Consider the following 15605-nt stretch of genomic DNA (forward strand, 5'->3'; position numbering starts at 1 on the left):
CGACGCTCGCCAGCAAACAGATACTCGGTGATTTTATCCCAATCATCCGTGATATAGGCGGGAGACAATGAGGTAGCGTAAGCCGCCAACTCACTCTCCGCTCCCTCCTCCGGGCGCAACCAGATACCTTTAGCGCCCAGATTATGGGCCAACTCCATATCCGTAAGGCGATCCCCGATCACGAAACTATTCTCCAGATCGTATTCACCTGTCATATATTTCGTAAGCATTCCTGTACGAGGCTTACGATTCGGAGAATTATCCTCGGGAAAGGAAGGATCGATCAATATATCATCAAACACGATCCCCTCGCCTTCCAGTGTTTTTAGGATCAAGTTATGGGCAGGCCAGAAAGTCTCCTCCGGGAAAGAGGGCGTACCCAGCCCGTCTTGGTTGGAGACCATCACGAACTCGAAATCCAACCGCTCGCGAATGAAATAGAGGTTACGCATCACCTTCGGGACAAACTCTAGTTTCTCCAAGCTATCCAATTGATAATCTACGGGCGGCTCTTTTACAAGCGTGCCGTCTCGATCGATAAACAACGCTCTTTTCCTCGTGCTCATAATTTCATGTTTTTCATCGCGTTCAATAAGCTATCATTCTCTTTTGGCGTACCGATCGTAATACGAAGGCAACCCCGGCATTTCTGCACGTTGCTACGGTTACGCACTACGATCCCTTTCTTCACGAGCCCATTATACATGGCATCCGCCTTGGCGACATTCACCAACAAGAAATTAGCGTCCGAGGGATATACTTGATAGGAGAAAGGAGGCTCGGACAGGATCTTCTCCAGCCGGTTACGCTCCGTGAGGATCTCGTTCACTTGGTGCTTCATGGTCGCCTCGTCGTTCAAGAGCTCCAAAGCTTTCTCCTGTGTAAGCTGGTTGACGTTATACGGATATTTGATCTTATTCAAGACACCGATAATCTCCGGAGAGGCGAATGCCATACCCAAACGAATACCCGCCGCTCCCCACGCTTTCGACAAGGTTTGAAGAACGATCAGATTCGGGAACCCGGATAATTCCTTCAAGAAAGAGGGATAAGCGGAGAAGTCGATATAAGCCTCATCGATCACCACGATTCCTTCATAATTCTTCAATATCTTATAGATCGAGCCACGATCCAGGCTGTTGCCACTGGGGTTATTCGGGGAACATAGGAAGATCACTTTAGTCCACTCGTCCGCCGATTCCAACACTCGGTCAGCGTCCAAGTCGAAATTCTCGTCCAAAGAGACCTTGCGACATTCCACGTTATTTACATTCGCTGCCACCTCATACATACCATACGACGGCGAGATCGTCACCACACTATCCAACCCCGGCTCGCAAAAGGCACGGATCACCAGATCGATGGCCTCGTCGCTACCATTACCCAAAAAGATCGAGTTACGATCCACGCCTTTCAACACGGCCAGACGATCCTTCAATTTCCATTGCAAGGGATCGGGATAACGGTTATACGGCACATTCCACGGATTCTCATTCGCGTCCAGAAAAACGGAGGCATCCCCATGAAACTCATCACGTGCGGATGAATACGGTTTCAAATTCCAGACATTCGGTCTTACTAAATCTTTCAGGTCTTTCATATCGTGTTCAATCTAATTGTTACTGCGTTGCGGTGAGCATCCAGATGCTCGTTGGCCGCCATGGTTTGGATCGTGCTACCCAAGGCACGGATACCATCGGAAGAGATCTCTTGGAAAGTGATCTTCTTGATGAAACTATCCAAGTTTACGCCGCTATATGCCTTGGCATAACCGTTGGTCGGCAAGGTATGATTCGTGCCGGAAGCATAATCACCAGCGCTTTCCGGAGTATATGGACCCATAAAGACACTGCCGGCGTTCTCGATTCGCTCTGCGATAGCGGTGTAATCCGCTGTTTGGATAATCAAGTGCTCGGGAGCGTATTGATTCGTGAAGTCCACGACTTCCCGCGAATCTTTCAATACGATGATACGGCTGTGCGCTAACGATTTCTCGGTAATCTCCTTTCGGGGCAAACGATCGAGTTGCTCTTGGATGGCACGGGCCACGGGTTCCACGATCGTTTCCGAAGCGGTTACGAGGATCGCTTGGCTATCCACTCCATGCTCGGCCTGCGAGAGGAAATCGGCGGCGATAAAATCGGGATTCGCTGTCTCGTCCGCGATCACCTCTACCTCGGATGGTCCGGCGGGCATATCGATAGCGACCTCTTTCAGGCTTACTAATTGCTTCGCCGCCGTCACGTATTGATTACCGGGGCCAAAGATCTTATACACCTTGGGGACCGATTCCGTCCCATAGGCCATCGCCGCTATCGCTTGGATTCCTCCAGCCTTGAATATCTTACTTACGCCCGCAACCTCCGCGGCAAACAGGATAGCGGGATGTACTTTCCCTTCCCGGTTCGGTGGCGTACATAATACGATCTCCTTGCATCCGGCGATACGTGCGGGCACTGCCAACATCAATACCGTGGAAAACAAAGGCGCCGTTCCGCCCGGAATATATAAACCGACTTTCTCGATCGCTACCGCTTTCTGCCAACAAGTGACTCCCGGGGTAGTCTCCACTTTCTTTCCCTCGAAACGTTGTGAGGCGTGGAACTTCTCGATATTCGCCTTTGCCGTACGAATCGCCTGTTTCAAGTCCTCAGCGACCAAGGCATCCGCTTCCCGCATCTCCTCTTCCGAGACTTGAAGGGAAGAAAGCTGCACCTTATCAAACTTTTCCTCATACGCTTTTACGGCAGTGTCACCCTGCTCGCGTACCTCGTCCAATACCGTACGGACCGTATCGAACAAGGTGGTTACATCTAATGCGGGACGTTTGATTAGTGAGCTCCATTCCTCACGTCCGGGATATTTTATAATCTCCATATTATACAATCATTTTCTCGATCGGAAGCACTAAGATACCTTCAGCCCCCAATGATTTTAGTTTACCAATAATTTCCCAGAAATGCTTCTCGGCGATCACGGATTGAACAGAGACCCATTCATCGTTTGCCAAAGGCGTTATGGTCGGGCTCTTCATACCGGGAAGCACCTCGATAATCTCATCCAGCTTTTCTTTCGGAGCGTTCAGCAACACGTACTTCTTGCCCTCGGCGACTTGAATCGCCTCGAAGCGGAATAGAAGCTCATCCAAGATCTCCAGTTTCTCTTTGGATAGATTATTGTTAGCGATCAATAAAGCCTCACAAGGAAGGACTACCTCCACTTCTCTCAATTGATTGCTTACCAAAGTGCTACCGGAGCTTACGATATCAAAGATAGCGTCCGCCAAACCAATGCCCGGGGCGATTTCCACAGAGCCGCTGATTACATGAATATCCGCCTTCACGCCTCTCTCCTCTAAGAAAGACCGTAGGATCGCGGGATAGGAAGTAGCGATCGTTTTTCCCTCAAACCACTCAGCCCCCTTATATTCCTCATCTTTGGGGATCGCTAAGGATAGACGGCACTTACTAAAGCCCAGACGCTTGATCAATTTCGCCTCTTGCCCTTTCTCCACGTACTCGTTCTCTCCGACAATACCAATATCCGCCACACCGTTAGCTACAGACTGAGGAATATCATCATCACGAAGGAATAATACCTCTACCGGAAAACCTTTTGCCGATAATAACAGGATGCGTTTGCCCCTGTTTAGTTTAATACCCGCTTCTTCAAGCAACATCATGGTCTCGTCGTACAGACGGCCTTTCGATTGTACCGCAATTCTCAACATAACTATATCTTATTTTTATATTATAAATATCAACAAAAAAGGCTTACCGCAAAACGGCAAGCCTTTATCTTTTTATCATGAGTACATACATACCATTCAGCCCACCGAACTATTGCCCGCTGTAATGATGATGGTGATATAATGTAGTCATTATTTTCATTTCTTTTGTTATTTACGTCGCAAAGTTACAATAATAATTGAAAGAACAAATATTTCTGACAAAATATTATCACAATATCTATATTACTTCAATCCGTTCTTACGGAGCAACTCTTCTATCTCTTTCAAGCTTATAGATTCACGTTCTGCTTTGTCGTAGATGTAGAGCAAGTTGATCTCTGTCTCATCGATGGCTACCACTACCGTAAAAGAGATAACCCTTGCCCCACCGCTTTTGCCTCGTCCTTTGGAAGAGATACGCATACGGATCTTACGAAGGCCGTTGCCGAGATCGGTCCCCAAACGAGGATTTTGTTCCAACTCGCCAAGTAGTTTTTCATAATCATCAATGAAAGAGGCATAATGCTTCCGCAAACGTTTCGCTTCCTTCTTAAAGGAGGCTAAGACTTCTATTCTATATTCCATCTCTCATTTCTTTTAAGAAATCTCTCGCCGATTGTTTCCTCCCGGCAATCATGTCTTTCAGCCCGGCATCAATCCCTGCCAAGATCTCTTCCTTGCTGATATATTCCGTTTCTTCCTCTTCGGCTTTTGTCCTAATTTTATTGTTCAGCTTTTTCAGATAGTTCTTCACACGGTTGAGCGTGTCTTTATCATCGATGCTTAACAATTCTTCGACCAACTCCATCTTTAGGCATTTTAGTTCCATTGCCGTCATACAAATGCTCCTTTCTTATTAATTCGTTCTCAAGGACAAATATAATGATTTACTTTAATACAAATGACTCGCTTGCTGCTTAATCTTATTGGAAAGCATCAAGGGGAAGTCCGGATGCGCGGTAAAAAACGCGTCAACTTCTTTCCGAGCTTCCTTCGATGTATGGGCGGAAAGCAAGGAGCGAACCCAAGCGGTGGGGAAAAAGATATCGCCAGTCCGCTGTACTTCCGGCATCGCTTCCAAGGCCGGACGGATATAAGCGACCGACTCTTGTTCTCGCAGGCGATGGTTCAAATGAGCGAGAGCCGAAGAGGCCCATGGCTCCACCCTACGATTCCCGGCGATCAACAAGGAAGCGAAGACACTGTCACGTTCCTCTTTACGGGGCGATACGGATGGGGAGATAAATTGATACTCCTTCTTCCGGTCCGGATTCTGTATGCGGGATATAAGGGGGGTAAAACGAAATGCGTAAAAACAGTATAGAGTAAAACAGGCTTGTTTTAACTGAAAAACAACAGGTTAACAATATAGTTAAAGAACTGACCAAGAAAAACGAAACGCGCAAACGGTTTAATTGAATTGAACTGCATTTTAATTTTGAATGGGGTTTGAACGGATTTCTTGAACATAAGTTTAATTGGACGGCAGATTTGGTTTAATATGGGGTCTACATGGGCGCAAATGAGGCGCACTGGGGCGTTTTGTTGGCTCGGTTGATTGTTTGTCCGCTGAAAGAATGAAGAGGCTTAAAAAGAGCCTCTTTTCTTTTGCTTTGTTGTGGATTCGATTTGTTAAATCTGTTGATAGATTATTCTATATAAGTGCTATTTGGTATATTTGCGACAAAGTAAATACCAAATACGTTATGATAAAGGTTATCCATGTACATTTGCTCTACGAGAAGAAGAACTACTATTTTGGCTCGATTTCGGCTATCTTTGACGTGCTTTCGGAGGAAGAGGTAGGCATTACCAAAAATAGCCTTCTGCACGCCGGTATGACTGATGGAAGTTGTAAGATCACCAAACGGGCTATGATCATTCAATCGCACCTGATAAGGGCTACTAAGTAGTTGTTTTAATAGCATTTAATACTCATTTGAACGATTTTTGTTTGAATAGCGGGTTTCCCGCCGTCTTTGAACGGTCGGAAATGCCGCTTTTTTCATGTTGGTTGTGCACTTGGTTGTGCGTTTGGCTGTGCATTTTTGAGCTTGCAAAAACGAAACGTGTCGTTTGGTTGTGCATTTGGTTGTGCATTTTACTATCGTTTTTTATGCGATTAGAGTATGCAAGACTCCTTTTAAATGGTTGTATTTTGAGTTTTAGGTGTTATTTGATATAGGGAGTGTATTTTTACAAATATTTATTCACTACCCTCTTTTCAAATTTATATTGCTATGAATTAGCACAATAACTATCTTTTTAGTGTATAAACCGTTTTTCGCTTCGTTTAAACAAAACCTCCTTACTTCTCCAATAAATTATTATACAAATCCTTTTGTTTGGTAATCGAATCCTTTATGCAAGATATATTTACACTATCCAATATATCCATTTGTTCTTTTAAATAGTTTAGACGATTAATATATGCCCGTTTTTGTTTATAACTACTCAGTGCTTTGTTCCAATGTTCAACGTCTTCGTTGAATTTCAATACAACTTCCTTTTGGAAGAACCCATCAAATAGATCAGGATTTAATATTAAGTCCTTTATAGGATAGTTTTCCGGTGCATCCATGTCTATACATGAATAAGAAATAGCTCTTGCTATCCTTTTATCATAATCTTCCCTTTCATGCAGTTTCCTAACATTGTCTTTTGCTTTGCACAATGCATTAGCGTGTTTGATAATACAGTAAAAGCCATTACTGTGTAAAAACTGCTGCAGGTTATATATATATGCATATATAATTTGATTGTAAAATTGTTGTGTGAATTGCTCTTTTATTTCTGCATCTATTCTTCCATCTCCAGACAATAATTCTTGAGGAAGAGGATTGTCAATCTCATCCACATTAAACCAATACCCCTTATAATTAACAGGATATAGTTTAATCATATTTTCAAAATCATCACTCTTTATCATATCACAAATTAAATTATCGTGTTCATTCGAATACTAAACTTCACCAGTGCCATGGCAGTAATGCGGTTGACGGGGATGTCTTTGGGGTCATGGTGTGGATTGTAGCTAACCAATTTAATGTATCCCTGCTGATCACTGTGGTTGACATACTTTACACAGACATACTCGTCTCCCTCAATGTCGTAGGATACGATATACATCTCCCCGAAAATAACATTGTTAAAGTCCATAATCTCCTTATATCCCACAATGTCACCAGATTTAAGGAGTGGATACATACTGTCTCCTCTCACATAGATTGCACCATCGCAACGGGGAATATCGGGCATAGTGATCTCTCCCAAGATGTTTTGATCTTTATTAGAGAAGATCGTTTTCAGATTAGCCGCCGCCTCTACATTATATACAGGGATGGATTGTTGGGTAATTACCTTATCGACCACTTTCGGGTGATGCAAGATCTGGATCTCTGGGCGTTTTTCATCCACAACAGTCGGCACTTGCTCGCCCATCAGCGTCACTCCCTCACTTTTCAGCATCGATCCACGACCGATAAGAAGCCAATCAATATTAATAATATCAGAATATTCTGAAAGCTGAAACTTCTTAAAGAAGTCATAACTGGGAGCACTCTTCCCATTAATTATATCATACACTGTTTGAGCACGTTCATAGCCTAGTTTTAGGGCAAATGAATTTTTACTCTCATTGATATAATCAAGAATTTCTGCTATTCTTGCAGAAATATCTGTGTTTTTATTTCTATTTTCTTTGTTCATATCAGAATATTCTGTAATATTGCACCGTCGTTACAGATGTAACCGACGCTGTAAAGATAAACATTAATCATTAAATAGTAAATATGGCAAAGATTTTAGCAGACACAGAAATCAGAAAAAAGTTGGAGGAGATTTTTCAGTGCAGCCGCAAAACCGTCAGCGAGGCATTGAACTGTCGGTCCGATTCGGAACTGGCAAATAAGATCCGCGCAATGGCAATCAAGATGGGTGGGTCGGTAAAGAGAGAGGAACATGTAACAATCATTTAAACAGCATTCAAAATGGAAACAACAAATAAAATCGATTACAAGGCGCTTTGCGAGGCACCGTTCGATATGGACTCCACGTATGAGGTGAACTTCCGGATGCTGGTTTATACCGGGCGGAAGGAGGAGGAACGGCCGGTGTTCCGGGTGGTGATCGCCAAGGGCGAGTGTAAGGTGTGTATAGGGGCTGCCTGCAAGGAGTTCTGGGGTATCGTCGGGTTGGATCCGGAGACGGGCGAGAGCCAGTGGTACAATTATAACGACTGCGTGAGCCTGGAGAACTGGGCGGTATTGGACCGCCTATTGACAAAACGGTTCGGCTGGATGGAAAAGATGGATCCGGGGCTGGTGTATGAGACGAAGGTATTGGCGAAAGCACAATTGGCGGAGGGCTGATCATGAAAGCGAAAGTGATTCTTTACGGATGGGCCATCAGTTGGCTGTTCCTCCTTGCCGGGGCTGATACGATGGAATATGGAAACTTTGCAGCAGGGCTTCTGCTCTTTGCGGTGTGGGTGGTGTTCAGCCTGTTACTGATCGGAAACGAGAAGGCGTGCGGCGAGGAGGCGGATCGCTTCGATGCATGGATGGATAAGGTAATGCTGTGGCTGACGGGTGGCAGCGACAAGGATAACAATCAAGGTTTAGGTTTCAATTAAGATTGGTTTGGTATCGGTATGCGGCCCGCGGTACGAGGGTGGTATCCCGGATAGTTCAGTCAGGTAGAACAATCGGCACTGGTAATTCAGAAGATATGGTCAGCGGTTCGAATCCGCTTCCGGGAACAAATAACAAATAAACAATCGGGAATGGAATATTACAATAAAATATTGTGCGTGACACACGAAGAGCTGACTTCCGGGGATGACCCGGTAATCAAACCCAACACGCTTTACAGCAATGTCCGCCGGGGCAATATCCAATGCATCAACCGGGGCGGCGGCGAGGGGAACCACGCCCTGTACGTCTATTCCTCCCTTCCCGCCAAATACCAACGACGTTTTGTTGCCAGATATGGCGAACCCGAAGAGATCATGAGAAGAGAAATACTGCGCGGACGTGTCCGCAAGGATGAACGGGCGGAAGACTTCTTCGAGAAGCACCGCTACGACAAGAACGGCGAACTGGTGCCGCTTCCGGAATCGACGATCACGGCCTATACGCTGAACGCCTCGGTGCTGAACACGCTGATCGGCGATATCGCCCGTCTCCGTCCCAAACGAAACAGTCTGGGCATATCGGGCGACTACTGGGAGGAGGTGATGAAGCGGAGCGAAGAGCTGCGCACGGAGTTCGGTCATACGCTGCCCGGCTGCGTCGGACGGCTGAAGGAACTGATCAAACGCTACAGCCTCGACCATTACGAGGTGCTGATCAGCGGGAAGTATGGCAACAGGAACACACTGAAGATTGGCGAGGAGGAAGGACGGTACATCATTGCGCTGAAGCGGAGCCAGATGCCCAAATATACCGACCATCAGATCTTCGAGACCTACAACCGCACGGCCCCGGAAAGGGGTTGGAAGCCGCTCAAGAGCGAACGGGGCATGAAGGGTTGGCTGAACAGTCCCCGTATCAAACCCCTGTGGCACGATGCCGTGTTCGGCGAAATGCGGACACACCAGCTCTACGACCGCAAGCACCACACGTTGCTCCCTGCCTGCCGGGATTCCCTCTGGTATGGCGACGGCACGAAACTGAACCTCTATTACCGGGACGAAAGCGGAAACAAACGCACGATCAACGTCTACGAGGTGGTGGATGCCTACAGCGAAGTGCTGTTAGGCTACCACATCTGCGAACAGGAAGACTACATCGCCCAATACCACGCCTTCCGCATGGCTATCCAGCGCAGCAGGCACAAACCTTACGAGCTGGTGTGTGACAATCAGGGAGGCCACAAGAAGAACACAGCCAAGGGGTTCTTCTCGAAGATCAGCCGGATCCACCGGCCGACGGCTCCCTACAACGGCGAGTCGAAAACGATCGAGAATATCTTCAGCCGTTTCCAGCAACAGGTACTCTGGACGCGCTTTGGCTACACGGGGCAGAACGTGACCGCTGTAAAGGCCACCAGCCGCCCGAACCTGGAGATCATCAACGCCAATATCGATGCGCTCCCTACGCTGGACGAACTGCACGAGATCTACGAGGCAGCCCGCGAAGAGTGGAACGAGATGAAACACCCGGCAACCGGTATCTCCCGGATCGAGATGTACGAAAACAGCGTGAACGAGGAGACCGATGCCGTCAGTGTGCGCGACATGGTCGACATGTTCTGGTACACGACCGAGAAACCCTCGACCTTCACCTCCAGCGGCATCAAGATCACCGTGCAGAAAAAGGACTATACCTACGAGGTGTATGACGACCAGGGCAATCCGGATCTGGAATGGCGCCGCCGGAACACTTTCAAGCAGTTCTATGTGCAATACGATCCGACCGACATGCGCAGCGTCCGGTTGCTCTGGATGGACAAAGGCGGAGCGTTGCGCTTCGAGCGTGTAGGGCTGCCGCCGATCTACATCCACCGCGCCCAGCAGGAACAGACGGAAGAGGAAAAAACATTTATCCGCCAGCAACAGGAGGCCATAGCCGGCGAGCGTGTCGAACGCCAGGTCATCGCCAAGGAGATCGAATACGAACACGGTGTCACTCCGGAACAGCACGGCCTGGTCAGCCCCGACCTGAAAGGACTCTCCAAAGAGGCCAAGGAACAGCTCGACCGCCGTACACGCCAGTACAGCCAACCGAAGAGACGGACGCTGCGGGTTTCATTGGGTCGCGATACCAAGGAATTGAGTAACGTCACCTGGGACCAGCTCGGCGGCAACAACGAGGTGAACCTGAGCAACGTGGCAGGCAAACTATAAATCAGGAATCATAAATTGAAAATCATACAATGGAAGCATTAAGCAACAAACAGAAAGACGCCATCCGCGAGGCTCTTCGCGCCTACGTCGCCAAGTATCCCAGCCAAAACAAGGCGGCCGGGAGTTTGAAGAACACATCGGTCGGCACGATCAGTTGTATCGTGAACGGCAAGTATGAAAACATTTCGGATAAGATGTTTCGCGACATCGCCGCACAGATCGGTGGCGGAAAGAACGAAACCGGCTGGCAGATCGTCGAGACCTCCGCCTACCAGGAGATCAACTTCGCGCTCGACGATGCCCAGCGCTGGCGCAACGTCACTTGGGTGGTGGGCGAAGCCGGGTGTGGCAAGACAACGACGGCCCGCCTCTATACCGAAGAACACAAAGAGGTGTTCTATATCCTTTGTTCCGAAGATATGAAGAAAGGAGACTTCGTGCGTGAAATCGCCCGGAAGGTGGGTATCAAGACCGACGGGCACAACATCCGCGAGGTGTGGAGCCTGATCCTGGACGACGTGATCCAGATGGAAGCCCCGCTCCTGATCTTCGACGAAGCCGACAAACTGACCGAACCGGTGTTCCACTACTTCATCAGCATGTACAACAAGCTGGAGGAGAAATGCGGCATCATCTTCCTCTCGACCGACTATATCATGAAGCGTATCCAGAACGGCCTGCGCTACCGCAAGCCCGGCTACAAGGAGTTCTACAGCCGCATGGGGCGCAAGTTCTTCGAGCTGGAGGCCACCACGCCGAACGATGTCTATTCCATCTGTGTTGCCAACGGGCTGAGCGACCGGAAAAAGATCGACGAAGTGATCCGCGACGCCGAACCGTGCGACTTCGACCTACGCCGCGTGAAAAAGGCGATCCACCGGGTCAAACGAATGGGCGAGTAAACAACCGTTCGAATGCTATTTGAACACAATTCGAAAACAACATGAAACGAGCAATAAGCGTCCGGGACATCCTGGACAAGAAATATGAGACATTCCCCTTTGAGGGAAAATGGAAAGAGGCGTTCGATACGCCCGAGAACCGGGGTGTCTGGTTCATCTGGGGCAATTCGGGCAACGGGAAGACCTCGTTCGTCATGCAACTCTGCAAAGAGCTGTGCAAATACGACCGGGTGGCGTTCAATTCGCTGGAGGAAGGCACCTGCCTGACGGTGCAGAACAACCTGCGTCGGTTCGGCATGGCCGAAGTAAGCCGCCGCCTGGCGTTCATCAAGGAAGACGTCCCGGCACTGAAGGAACGACTTGCCCGTCACAAGAGCTTCAACATCGTGGTGATCGACAGTATCCAGTACACGCAAATGAACTACCGCGATTATATCCTCTTGAAAGAGGCGTTCCCTGACAAACTATTCATCTTCATCAGCCACGCACGGGGTAAAAACCCGAAAGGCGACGCGGCCACCAGCGTGATGTATGACGCCGACCTGAAGATCTATATCGAGGGCTACGTAGCTTTCAGCAAGGGGCGTTACATCGGCGACACCGGCCGGTATGTCATTTGGGAAGAGGGAGCACGTGAAGCCGGTTTAATCTAAAACGAATCAGATATGAAAGTAATACAAATGAAACCCAAACAAGGCTACGCAAAGCCCGACAATTACGCCGCTTTCTACGGCTTGCTGAAACAGATGCCGGGAGCGAGCAAGGAAGAGATCGTGCTTCAGTTCACGAACGGGCGTACCGACAGCCTGTGCGAAATGTCGCTCCACGAATACAACGAAGCCATCCGTGCGATGGAGAAGCTGACACGCGCCGAAGAGACCGAGGCCATGCGTATCCTGAAAAGCAAGCGGTCGGCCGTGCTTCACCAGATGCAACTGTCAGGTGTCGATACCGCCGACTGGAAGAGGGTCGATGCCTTCTGCCTCGACAAACGGATCGCCGGCAAACGGTTTGCCCGGCTCGATTACGAGGAACTGGAGGCATTATTAAAGAAGATTCGCGCTATCCGCCGGAAACAAAAGGAGGGGGATTGACAATGGCACGCTATATACCCCTACAAGACAAACTTGATGAGATCGAGGAACAGGGCGGACGCCTGCGCCGCCGTCTGGACTACCTGAAAGGCGAGCGCGACTTTCTGGTCGACACGCTGCTCACCCGGCCGGTGAAGGATATGGAGGCGCAACGCCGGCTGCTGCGGGAGTGGGACGAGGAGATCGAGAAACTGGAGCGATCCATCGACTACCTCCGCCGGGAATATATGAAATACAAAGAAACTCAGAATAAACAGATGTGTAACAATTCAAAAAAAGAAAAAACATGGAAGCAACAAAACAAACAGTCGAAATGACGGACGAGGAACTGAGACAGTTTGAAGCGTTCAGGAAAGAACAGGCCGCCAAGCGGGCCAAGGAACAGGCCAAACGTGACCGCGAGGCCTACAAGGAACTGGTGGACGAAACGATCGAGGAGGCGATCCCGGACTTGCAAGCGGTCAGCGACTGCATCAAGACCGTGAAAAACGGCGTACTGAATAACTTCCGCCGTGTGATCGACATGAAGTCGGAAGTCTTGAAGTTGAAAAAAGACGGCCAACGTACAGACACCTTTACCAATTCCGCGGGTGACAAGCGTATCACCGTAGGGTATTATGAGACCGACGGCTACCGCGACACGGTGGAGGACGGTATCGCCATCGTAAAGGAGTATATCGAGGGGCTTGCCAATAACGAGGAAACGAAGGCGCTCGTTAAGATGGTACTCCGCCTGTTGGCCCGTAACGCGCAAGGAACGCTGAAGGCGAGCCGTATCGTCCAACTTCGTAAGATAGCCGAGGAATCGGGAAACGAGCGTTTCATGGAAGGCGTGCAGATCATCGAGGAGGCCTACCAGCCGGCCATCAGCAAACAGTTCATCCGGGCCGAGGTCAAGAACGACAACGGGGCATGGATAGCGATACCATTAGGAATGACAGAGGCATGAGCAAGCAACAACACGCGCTATTGATCCAGCCGCCGCTCTTCCCGAAAGAGTGTCCTGTCGAACGGGTCGAGTTCGGCGGCTTCCCCTGTAGTTATTGCCACGGCAACGGCTGGTTCTGGGGAGTGGATGATTACGGGGAGCGCGTCAAACAGGATTGCCCCGTGTGTAAAGGGAATAAACGTCTGAAGGCGGTCGTAACGGTCAACTGGACGGCAGACGATAGTAGTAACAATCAATAATAATCGAAATGAACAGTATTTTAGAAAGATTCAGAAGAAAACAGGTTAAAGGACAGCCGAAATCGCAGCAACCGGCCGGAATGGAATCACCTGCACCTAAACGTGAAAAGACGATCCCGCCTCATATCGTAGCCTGCAAGGTTTGTGAGGGTAAGGGAGTAAAAGACGACGCTGTTTGTCCCCAGTGTAAGGGCTCCGGCCGTGTTATCGTATCATGTGAAGTAACAACCTATATTTCGGCTTACGTGCCGGAAAACAATCAAAAATAATCAGTTATGGAGGAAAAATTAAAGATTTTGATGGAACTGGATAAAAAAACAGTTCAGGCGGCAGCTTATTGGGCTAATATAGACCTGTCGGATGAAGTCTGGCAGAAAATGGTTGCAGAACCGATTCTTTTCCCCACGGAACTTATGGAAGAACAAAAAAAGGAAATGGAATTGGGAATGGCGATGGCTGCTTTAGGTTTAACATTACAAAAACAGGAGGAAACAAAATAATTATGGGTTATGATTTAATACCAAAGAAAAAGGGGGTCGATTGTAAAAACGGAATGATATTTACATGGCCCGTCATACTGAACGAAACCGGTGCTTGCTACCTGTTCGGCTATGGGGACCACACATTTTCTCCGGGAAAATATATTTATGACGGTTCCCGGAAAGATGGCAGTCCGGTAAGCAATGACGGATTTGAGGTCACAAAAGAAGAAGCCTGTATCATGGCGAGGCTCTTTAGGGGGTATGTCTCTGTAAAAAGGGAGTTGAAGGAAGAATGGGACCAGCTGTCGGAACAGGGACAAATCAAGATCAAATCCATGTTAGGGGAAAAAGCGGAACCACCGGCTGAAGAGTTCTTACATAAGATAGAAATGCTGGCAGATTTCTGTGAACAGTCGGAAGGCTTTAATATCTGTTGAATATGAATGCGACAGATCAAGCCAAATTATGCAAGGCAGGTTATACCATACTTCGCCGGATGGATTATCCTTCTCCATGCATAAAATTCAAAAGTGAAGCCAATCCGCATAGCTGGAAAAGATACGGCGATTATTACCCCAGCAAAGCGGAAAGGGACAGGAGCATGAAACGTTTATTGCAAAGTAACGATATAATAGAGGATTGAATTATGAACATGAAAGATTTAGGCATGGTTCCCAGTGTGGCACAATGCGTCAAAGATGCCGAAGGATCAGCGGAATTGATTAAAGAACGTATTCCACGGTTAAGAAGTCGGATTGCCAAGCGGCAGAGTGAGAGAAGCCTTGAGTTTTTCGAGGCTGTGGTCTATCATTTGAAACGATTACAACATCTAGAAGCAGAAAAGAATCAATAACGACATAAGAGTGATGGTTAAAAACATTTTGATTCGCAATCTAACCGTAGATGACAACAGGATGTTGCAGGAGATAAAACGTGAAACAGGTCACCAACAGGCCTCAAGAGCCTTGTTAAGAACGGGGCACGATTATCTCCGCCTCCTTGAAACAAGCGGGTTACAAAGGGAAAAGATTGCTATACTTGAAGAGGAGAACAAAAAACTCCGACAAAGCTCCGTGGCGATTTTAAAAGCGGTTGAAGATATAGAAAGTGTTATCAAAAACAACATATAAAAGCGTCCTATAAGAAATATGATAACATTACAAGAGAAAGGTCCGGAAATGGTTGTAATAACTTTCCGGGCCTTTTATCTTTGTTCAAACAAAGGTTGTTTGGTTTATCTGTTCTATGGGTTATCACCGGAATACATTAAAACGCATTGCGCTTGTCTGCGACATCGTGAGGCGGCATTATGAACCAGGTAGGCGCGACCGCTGCTACAAAGAGGTGTGGCGGCGGTACGTC

25 protein-coding genes, 1 tRNA gene and 1 pseudogene are annotated in these 15605 nt (G+C 48.0%); 18 read left to right on the forward strand and 9 right to left on the reverse strand.

Going from position 1 to position 15605, the window contains the following annotated elements:
• The 7 genes and pseudogenes from hisB to QVP94_RS12225 form a co-directional block, all read right to left on the reverse strand.
• Positions 1-566, reverse strand: a 566-nt coding sequence (gene hisB / locus QVP94_RS12195; protein WP_288213263.1) for a histidinol-phosphatase, incomplete at its 3' end; no start/stop codon positions are given.
• A complete protein-coding gene (gene hisC, locus QVP94_RS12200) occupies positions 563-1600 on the reverse strand; it encodes a histidinol-phosphate transaminase (RefSeq protein ID WP_022192692.1) in 1038 nt (345 codons plus the stop codon). The genes hisB and hisC, both read right to left, overlap by 4 nt.
• Entirely contained in the window at positions 1597-2877 is a 1281-nt protein-coding gene (hisD, locus tag QVP94_RS12205; protein ID WP_022192693.1) for a histidinol dehydrogenase, read from the reverse strand. The genes hisC and hisD overlap by 4 nt, the downstream gene beginning before the upstream one ends.
• Before the next feature lies 1 nt (position 2878).
• Positions 2879-3730, reverse strand: coding sequence for an ATP phosphoribosyltransferase (hisG, locus tag QVP94_RS12210; RefSeq protein ID WP_008779818.1), 852 nt, complete (start codon positions 3728-3730; stop codon positions 2879-2881).
• Positions 3731-3973: 243 nt separating this feature from the next.
• Positions 3974-4315, reverse strand: a complete 342-nt coding sequence (locus tag QVP94_RS12215; RefSeq protein ID WP_005857198.1) for a type II toxin-antitoxin system RelE/ParE family toxin — start codon at positions 4313-4315, stop codon at positions 3974-3976.
• On the reverse strand, positions 4305-4568 hold the full coding sequence (locus QVP94_RS12220; protein WP_005857200.1) for a hypothetical protein: 264 nt from the start codon (positions 4566-4568) through the stop codon (positions 4305-4307). Before QVP94_RS12220 ends, QVP94_RS12215 begins: the two co-directional genes overlap by 11 nt.
• A 54-nt stretch (positions 4569-4622) precedes the next feature.
• Positions 4623-5018 (reverse strand): annotated as a pseudogene (locus QVP94_RS12225) (aminopeptidase); the annotation flags it as partial.
• Between the two features lie 418 nt (positions 5019-5436).
• Between QVP94_RS12225 and QVP94_RS12230 the strand changes: the two are divergent.
• Entirely contained in the window at positions 5437-5643 is a 207-nt protein-coding gene (locus QVP94_RS12230) for a hypothetical protein (RefSeq protein WP_022192695.1), read from the forward strand.
• A 395-nt stretch (positions 5644-6038) separates the two neighbouring features.
• Here the strand turns inward: QVP94_RS12230 and QVP94_RS12235 are convergent, their stop codons facing one another.
• A complete protein-coding gene (locus QVP94_RS12235; RefSeq protein WP_022192697.1) occupies positions 6039-6659 on the reverse strand; it encodes a hypothetical protein in 621 nt (206 codons plus the stop codon).
• Positions 6660-6667: 8 nt separating this feature from the next.
• Complete coding sequence (locus QVP94_RS12240; protein ID WP_022192698.1) at positions 6668-7438, reverse strand: S24 family peptidase; 771 nt, start codon at positions 7436-7438, stop codon at positions 6668-6670.
• Positions 7439-7521: 83 nt separating this feature from the next.
• Here QVP94_RS12240 and QVP94_RS12245 point away from each other — a divergent pair, with 83 nt between their 5' ends.
• From QVP94_RS12245 to QVP94_RS12325, 17 genes are all read left to right on the forward strand, one after another.
• Positions 7522-7707, forward strand: coding sequence for a hypothetical protein (locus QVP94_RS12245; protein WP_022192699.1), 186 nt, complete (start codon positions 7522-7524; stop codon positions 7705-7707).
• 12 nt (positions 7708-7719) lie between these two features.
• Positions 7720-8100, forward strand: a complete 381-nt coding sequence (locus QVP94_RS12250; RefSeq protein WP_022192700.1) for a hypothetical protein — start codon at positions 7720-7722, stop codon at positions 8098-8100.
• 2 nt (positions 8101-8102) lie between these two features.
• The gene (locus QVP94_RS12255) at positions 8103-8363 is read left to right on the forward strand and encodes a hypothetical protein (protein ID WP_022192701.1); all 261 of its coding nucleotides are present in this window, start codon (positions 8103-8105) and stop codon (positions 8361-8363) included.
• Between the two features lie 44 nt (positions 8364-8407).
• Positions 8408-8489 (forward strand) — tRNA-OTHER (locus tag QVP94_RS12260).
• A 24-nt stretch (positions 8490-8513) separates the two neighbouring features.
• Positions 8514-10577 carry a hypothetical protein gene (locus QVP94_RS12265; RefSeq protein WP_022192702.1) on the forward strand — a complete coding sequence of 688 codons (2064 nt, stop codon included), beginning with the start codon at positions 8514-8516 and terminating at the stop codon, positions 10575-10577.
• 29 nt (positions 10578-10606) lie between these two features.
• The gene (locus QVP94_RS12270; RefSeq protein ID WP_022192703.1) at positions 10607-11479 is read left to right on the forward strand and encodes an AAA family ATPase; all 873 of its coding nucleotides are present in this window, start codon (positions 10607-10609) and stop codon (positions 11477-11479) included.
• Between the two features lie 41 nt (positions 11480-11520).
• The gene (locus QVP94_RS12275) at positions 11521-12132 is read left to right on the forward strand and encodes a P-loop NTPase family protein (protein ID WP_022192704.1); all 612 of its coding nucleotides are present in this window, start codon (positions 11521-11523) and stop codon (positions 12130-12132) included.
• A gap of 12 nt (positions 12133-12144) precedes the next feature.
• Positions 12145-12573, forward strand: coding sequence for a hypothetical protein (locus QVP94_RS12280; protein ID WP_022192705.1), 429 nt, complete (start codon positions 12145-12147; stop codon positions 12571-12573).
• A 2-nt stretch (positions 12574-12575) separates the two neighbouring features.
• The gene (locus QVP94_RS12285; protein ID WP_022192706.1) at positions 12576-12890 is read left to right on the forward strand and encodes a hypothetical protein; all 315 of its coding nucleotides are present in this window, start codon (positions 12576-12578) and stop codon (positions 12888-12890) included.
• Positions 12860-13522 carry a DUF3164 family protein gene (locus tag QVP94_RS12290; RefSeq protein ID WP_022192707.1) on the forward strand — a complete coding sequence of 221 codons (663 nt, stop codon included), beginning with the start codon at positions 12860-12862 and terminating at the stop codon, positions 13520-13522. Before QVP94_RS12285 ends, QVP94_RS12290 begins: the two co-directional genes overlap by 31 nt.
• Positions 13519-13761, forward strand: coding sequence for a hypothetical protein (locus QVP94_RS12295; protein WP_022192708.1), 243 nt, complete (start codon positions 13519-13521; stop codon positions 13759-13761). Before QVP94_RS12290 ends, QVP94_RS12295 begins: the two co-directional genes overlap by 4 nt.
• A gap of 8 nt (positions 13762-13769) precedes the next feature.
• Positions 13770-14030, forward strand: a complete 261-nt coding sequence (locus QVP94_RS12300) for a molecular chaperone DnaJ (protein WP_022192709.1) — start codon at positions 13770-13772, stop codon at positions 14028-14030.
• 6 nt (positions 14031-14036) lie between these two features.
• Positions 14037-14261, forward strand: coding sequence for a hypothetical protein (locus tag QVP94_RS12305; RefSeq protein WP_022192710.1), 225 nt, complete (start codon positions 14037-14039; stop codon positions 14259-14261).
• 53 nt (positions 14262-14314) lie between these two features.
• Complete coding sequence (locus QVP94_RS12310) at positions 14315-14680, forward strand: hypothetical protein (RefSeq protein WP_229055176.1); 366 nt, start codon at positions 14315-14317, stop codon at positions 14678-14680.
• Positions 14681-14682: 2 nt separating this feature from the next.
• Positions 14683-14886 carry a hypothetical protein gene (locus QVP94_RS12315; protein ID WP_005647439.1) on the forward strand — a complete coding sequence of 68 codons (204 nt, stop codon included), beginning with the start codon at positions 14683-14685 and terminating at the stop codon, positions 14884-14886.
• Between the two features lie 3 nt (positions 14887-14889).
• Positions 14890-15096: a hypothetical protein gene (locus tag QVP94_RS12320; RefSeq protein ID WP_022192712.1), complete on the forward strand. Its 207-nt coding sequence runs from the start codon at positions 14890-14892 to the stop codon at positions 15094-15096.
• Positions 15097-15109: 13 nt separating this feature from the next.
• A complete protein-coding gene (locus QVP94_RS12325) occupies positions 15110-15373 on the forward strand; it encodes a hypothetical protein (protein ID WP_022192713.1) in 264 nt (87 codons plus the stop codon).
• The last annotated feature ends 232 nt before the right edge of the window (positions 15374-15605 follow it).

Origin of the sequence: Parabacteroides sp. CAG:2 (genome assembly GCF_000436315.1) — a bacterium.
Classification (GTDB): domain Bacteria; phylum Bacteroidota; class Bacteroidia; order Bacteroidales; family Tannerellaceae; genus Parabacteroides; species Parabacteroides distasonis.

What these genes read in the sequence shown, in the direction of transcription:
- QVP94_RS12280 (WP_022192705.1), top strand. Translation starts at nt 12,145, where the DNA reads ATGAAAGTAATACAAATGAAACCCAAACAAGGCTACGCAAAGCCCGAC.
- QVP94_RS12290 (WP_022192707.1), top strand. Translation starts at nt 12,860, where the DNA reads ATGGAAGCAACAAAACAAACAGTCGAAATGACGGACGAGGAACTGAGA.
- QVP94_RS12295 (WP_022192708.1), top strand. Translation starts at nt 13,519, where the DNA reads ATGAGCAAGCAACAACACGCGCTATTGATCCAGCCGCCGCTCTTCCCG.
- QVP94_RS12255 (WP_022192701.1), top strand. Translation starts at nt 8,103, where the DNA reads ATGAAAGCGAAAGTGATTCTTTACGGATGGGCCATCAGTTGGCTGTTC.
- QVP94_RS12325 (WP_022192713.1), top strand. Translation starts at nt 15,110, where the DNA reads ATGGTTAAAAACATTTTGATTCGCAATCTAACCGTAGATGACAACAGG.
- QVP94_RS12305 (WP_022192710.1), top strand. Translation starts at nt 14,037, where the DNA reads ATGGAGGAAAAATTAAAGATTTTGATGGAACTGGATAAAAAAACAGTT.
- QVP94_RS12315 (WP_005647439.1), top strand. Translation starts at nt 14,683, where the DNA reads ATGAATGCGACAGATCAAGCCAAATTATGCAAGGCAGGTTATACCATA.
- QVP94_RS12265 (WP_022192702.1), top strand. Translation starts at nt 8,514, where the DNA reads ATGGAATATTACAATAAAATATTGTGCGTGACACACGAAGAGCTGACT.
- QVP94_RS12220 (WP_005857200.1), bottom strand. Translation starts at nt 4,568, where the DNA reads ATGACGGCAATGGAACTAAAATGCCTAAAGATGGAGTTGGTCGAAGAA.
- hisG (WP_008779818.1), bottom strand. Translation starts at nt 3,730, where the DNA reads ATGTTGAGAATTGCGGTACAATCGAAAGGCCGTCTGTACGACGAGACC.
- QVP94_RS12300 (WP_022192709.1), top strand. Translation starts at nt 13,770, where the DNA reads ATGAACAGTATTTTAGAAAGATTCAGAAGAAAACAGGTTAAAGGACAG.
- QVP94_RS12275 (WP_022192704.1), top strand. Translation starts at nt 11,521, where the DNA reads ATGAAACGAGCAATAAGCGTCCGGGACATCCTGGACAAGAAATATGAG.
- QVP94_RS12230 (WP_022192695.1), top strand. Translation starts at nt 5,437, where the DNA reads ATGATAAAGGTTATCCATGTACATTTGCTCTACGAGAAGAAGAACTAC.
- QVP94_RS12320 (WP_022192712.1), top strand. Translation starts at nt 14,890, where the DNA reads ATGAACATGAAAGATTTAGGCATGGTTCCCAGTGTGGCACAATGCGTC.
- QVP94_RS12285 (WP_022192706.1), top strand. Translation starts at nt 12,576, where the DNA reads ATGGCACGCTATATACCCCTACAAGACAAACTTGATGAGATCGAGGAA.
- hisC (WP_022192692.1), bottom strand. Translation starts at nt 1,600, where the DNA reads ATGAAAGACCTGAAAGATTTAGTAAGACCGAATGTCTGGAATTTGAAA.
- hisD (WP_022192693.1), bottom strand. Translation starts at nt 2,877, where the DNA reads ATGGAGATTATAAAATATCCCGGACGTGAGGAATGGAGCTCACTAATC.
- QVP94_RS12235 (WP_022192697.1), bottom strand. Translation starts at nt 6,659, where the DNA reads ATGATAAAGAGTGATGATTTTGAAAATATGATTAAACTATATCCTGTT.
- QVP94_RS12245 (WP_022192699.1), top strand. Translation starts at nt 7,522, where the DNA reads ATGGCAAAGATTTTAGCAGACACAGAAATCAGAAAAAAGTTGGAGGAG.
- QVP94_RS12240 (WP_022192698.1), bottom strand. Translation starts at nt 7,438, where the DNA reads ATGAACAAAGAAAATAGAAATAAAAACACAGATATTTCTGCAAGAATA.
- QVP94_RS12270 (WP_022192703.1), top strand. Translation starts at nt 10,607, where the DNA reads ATGGAAGCATTAAGCAACAAACAGAAAGACGCCATCCGCGAGGCTCTT.
- QVP94_RS12310 (WP_229055176.1), top strand. Translation starts at nt 14,315, where the DNA reads ATGATATTTACATGGCCCGTCATACTGAACGAAACCGGTGCTTGCTAC.
- QVP94_RS12250 (WP_022192700.1), top strand. Translation starts at nt 7,720, where the DNA reads ATGGAAACAACAAATAAAATCGATTACAAGGCGCTTTGCGAGGCACCG.
- QVP94_RS12215 (WP_005857198.1), bottom strand. Translation starts at nt 4,315, where the DNA reads ATGGAATATAGAATAGAAGTCTTAGCCTCCTTTAAGAAGGAAGCGAAA.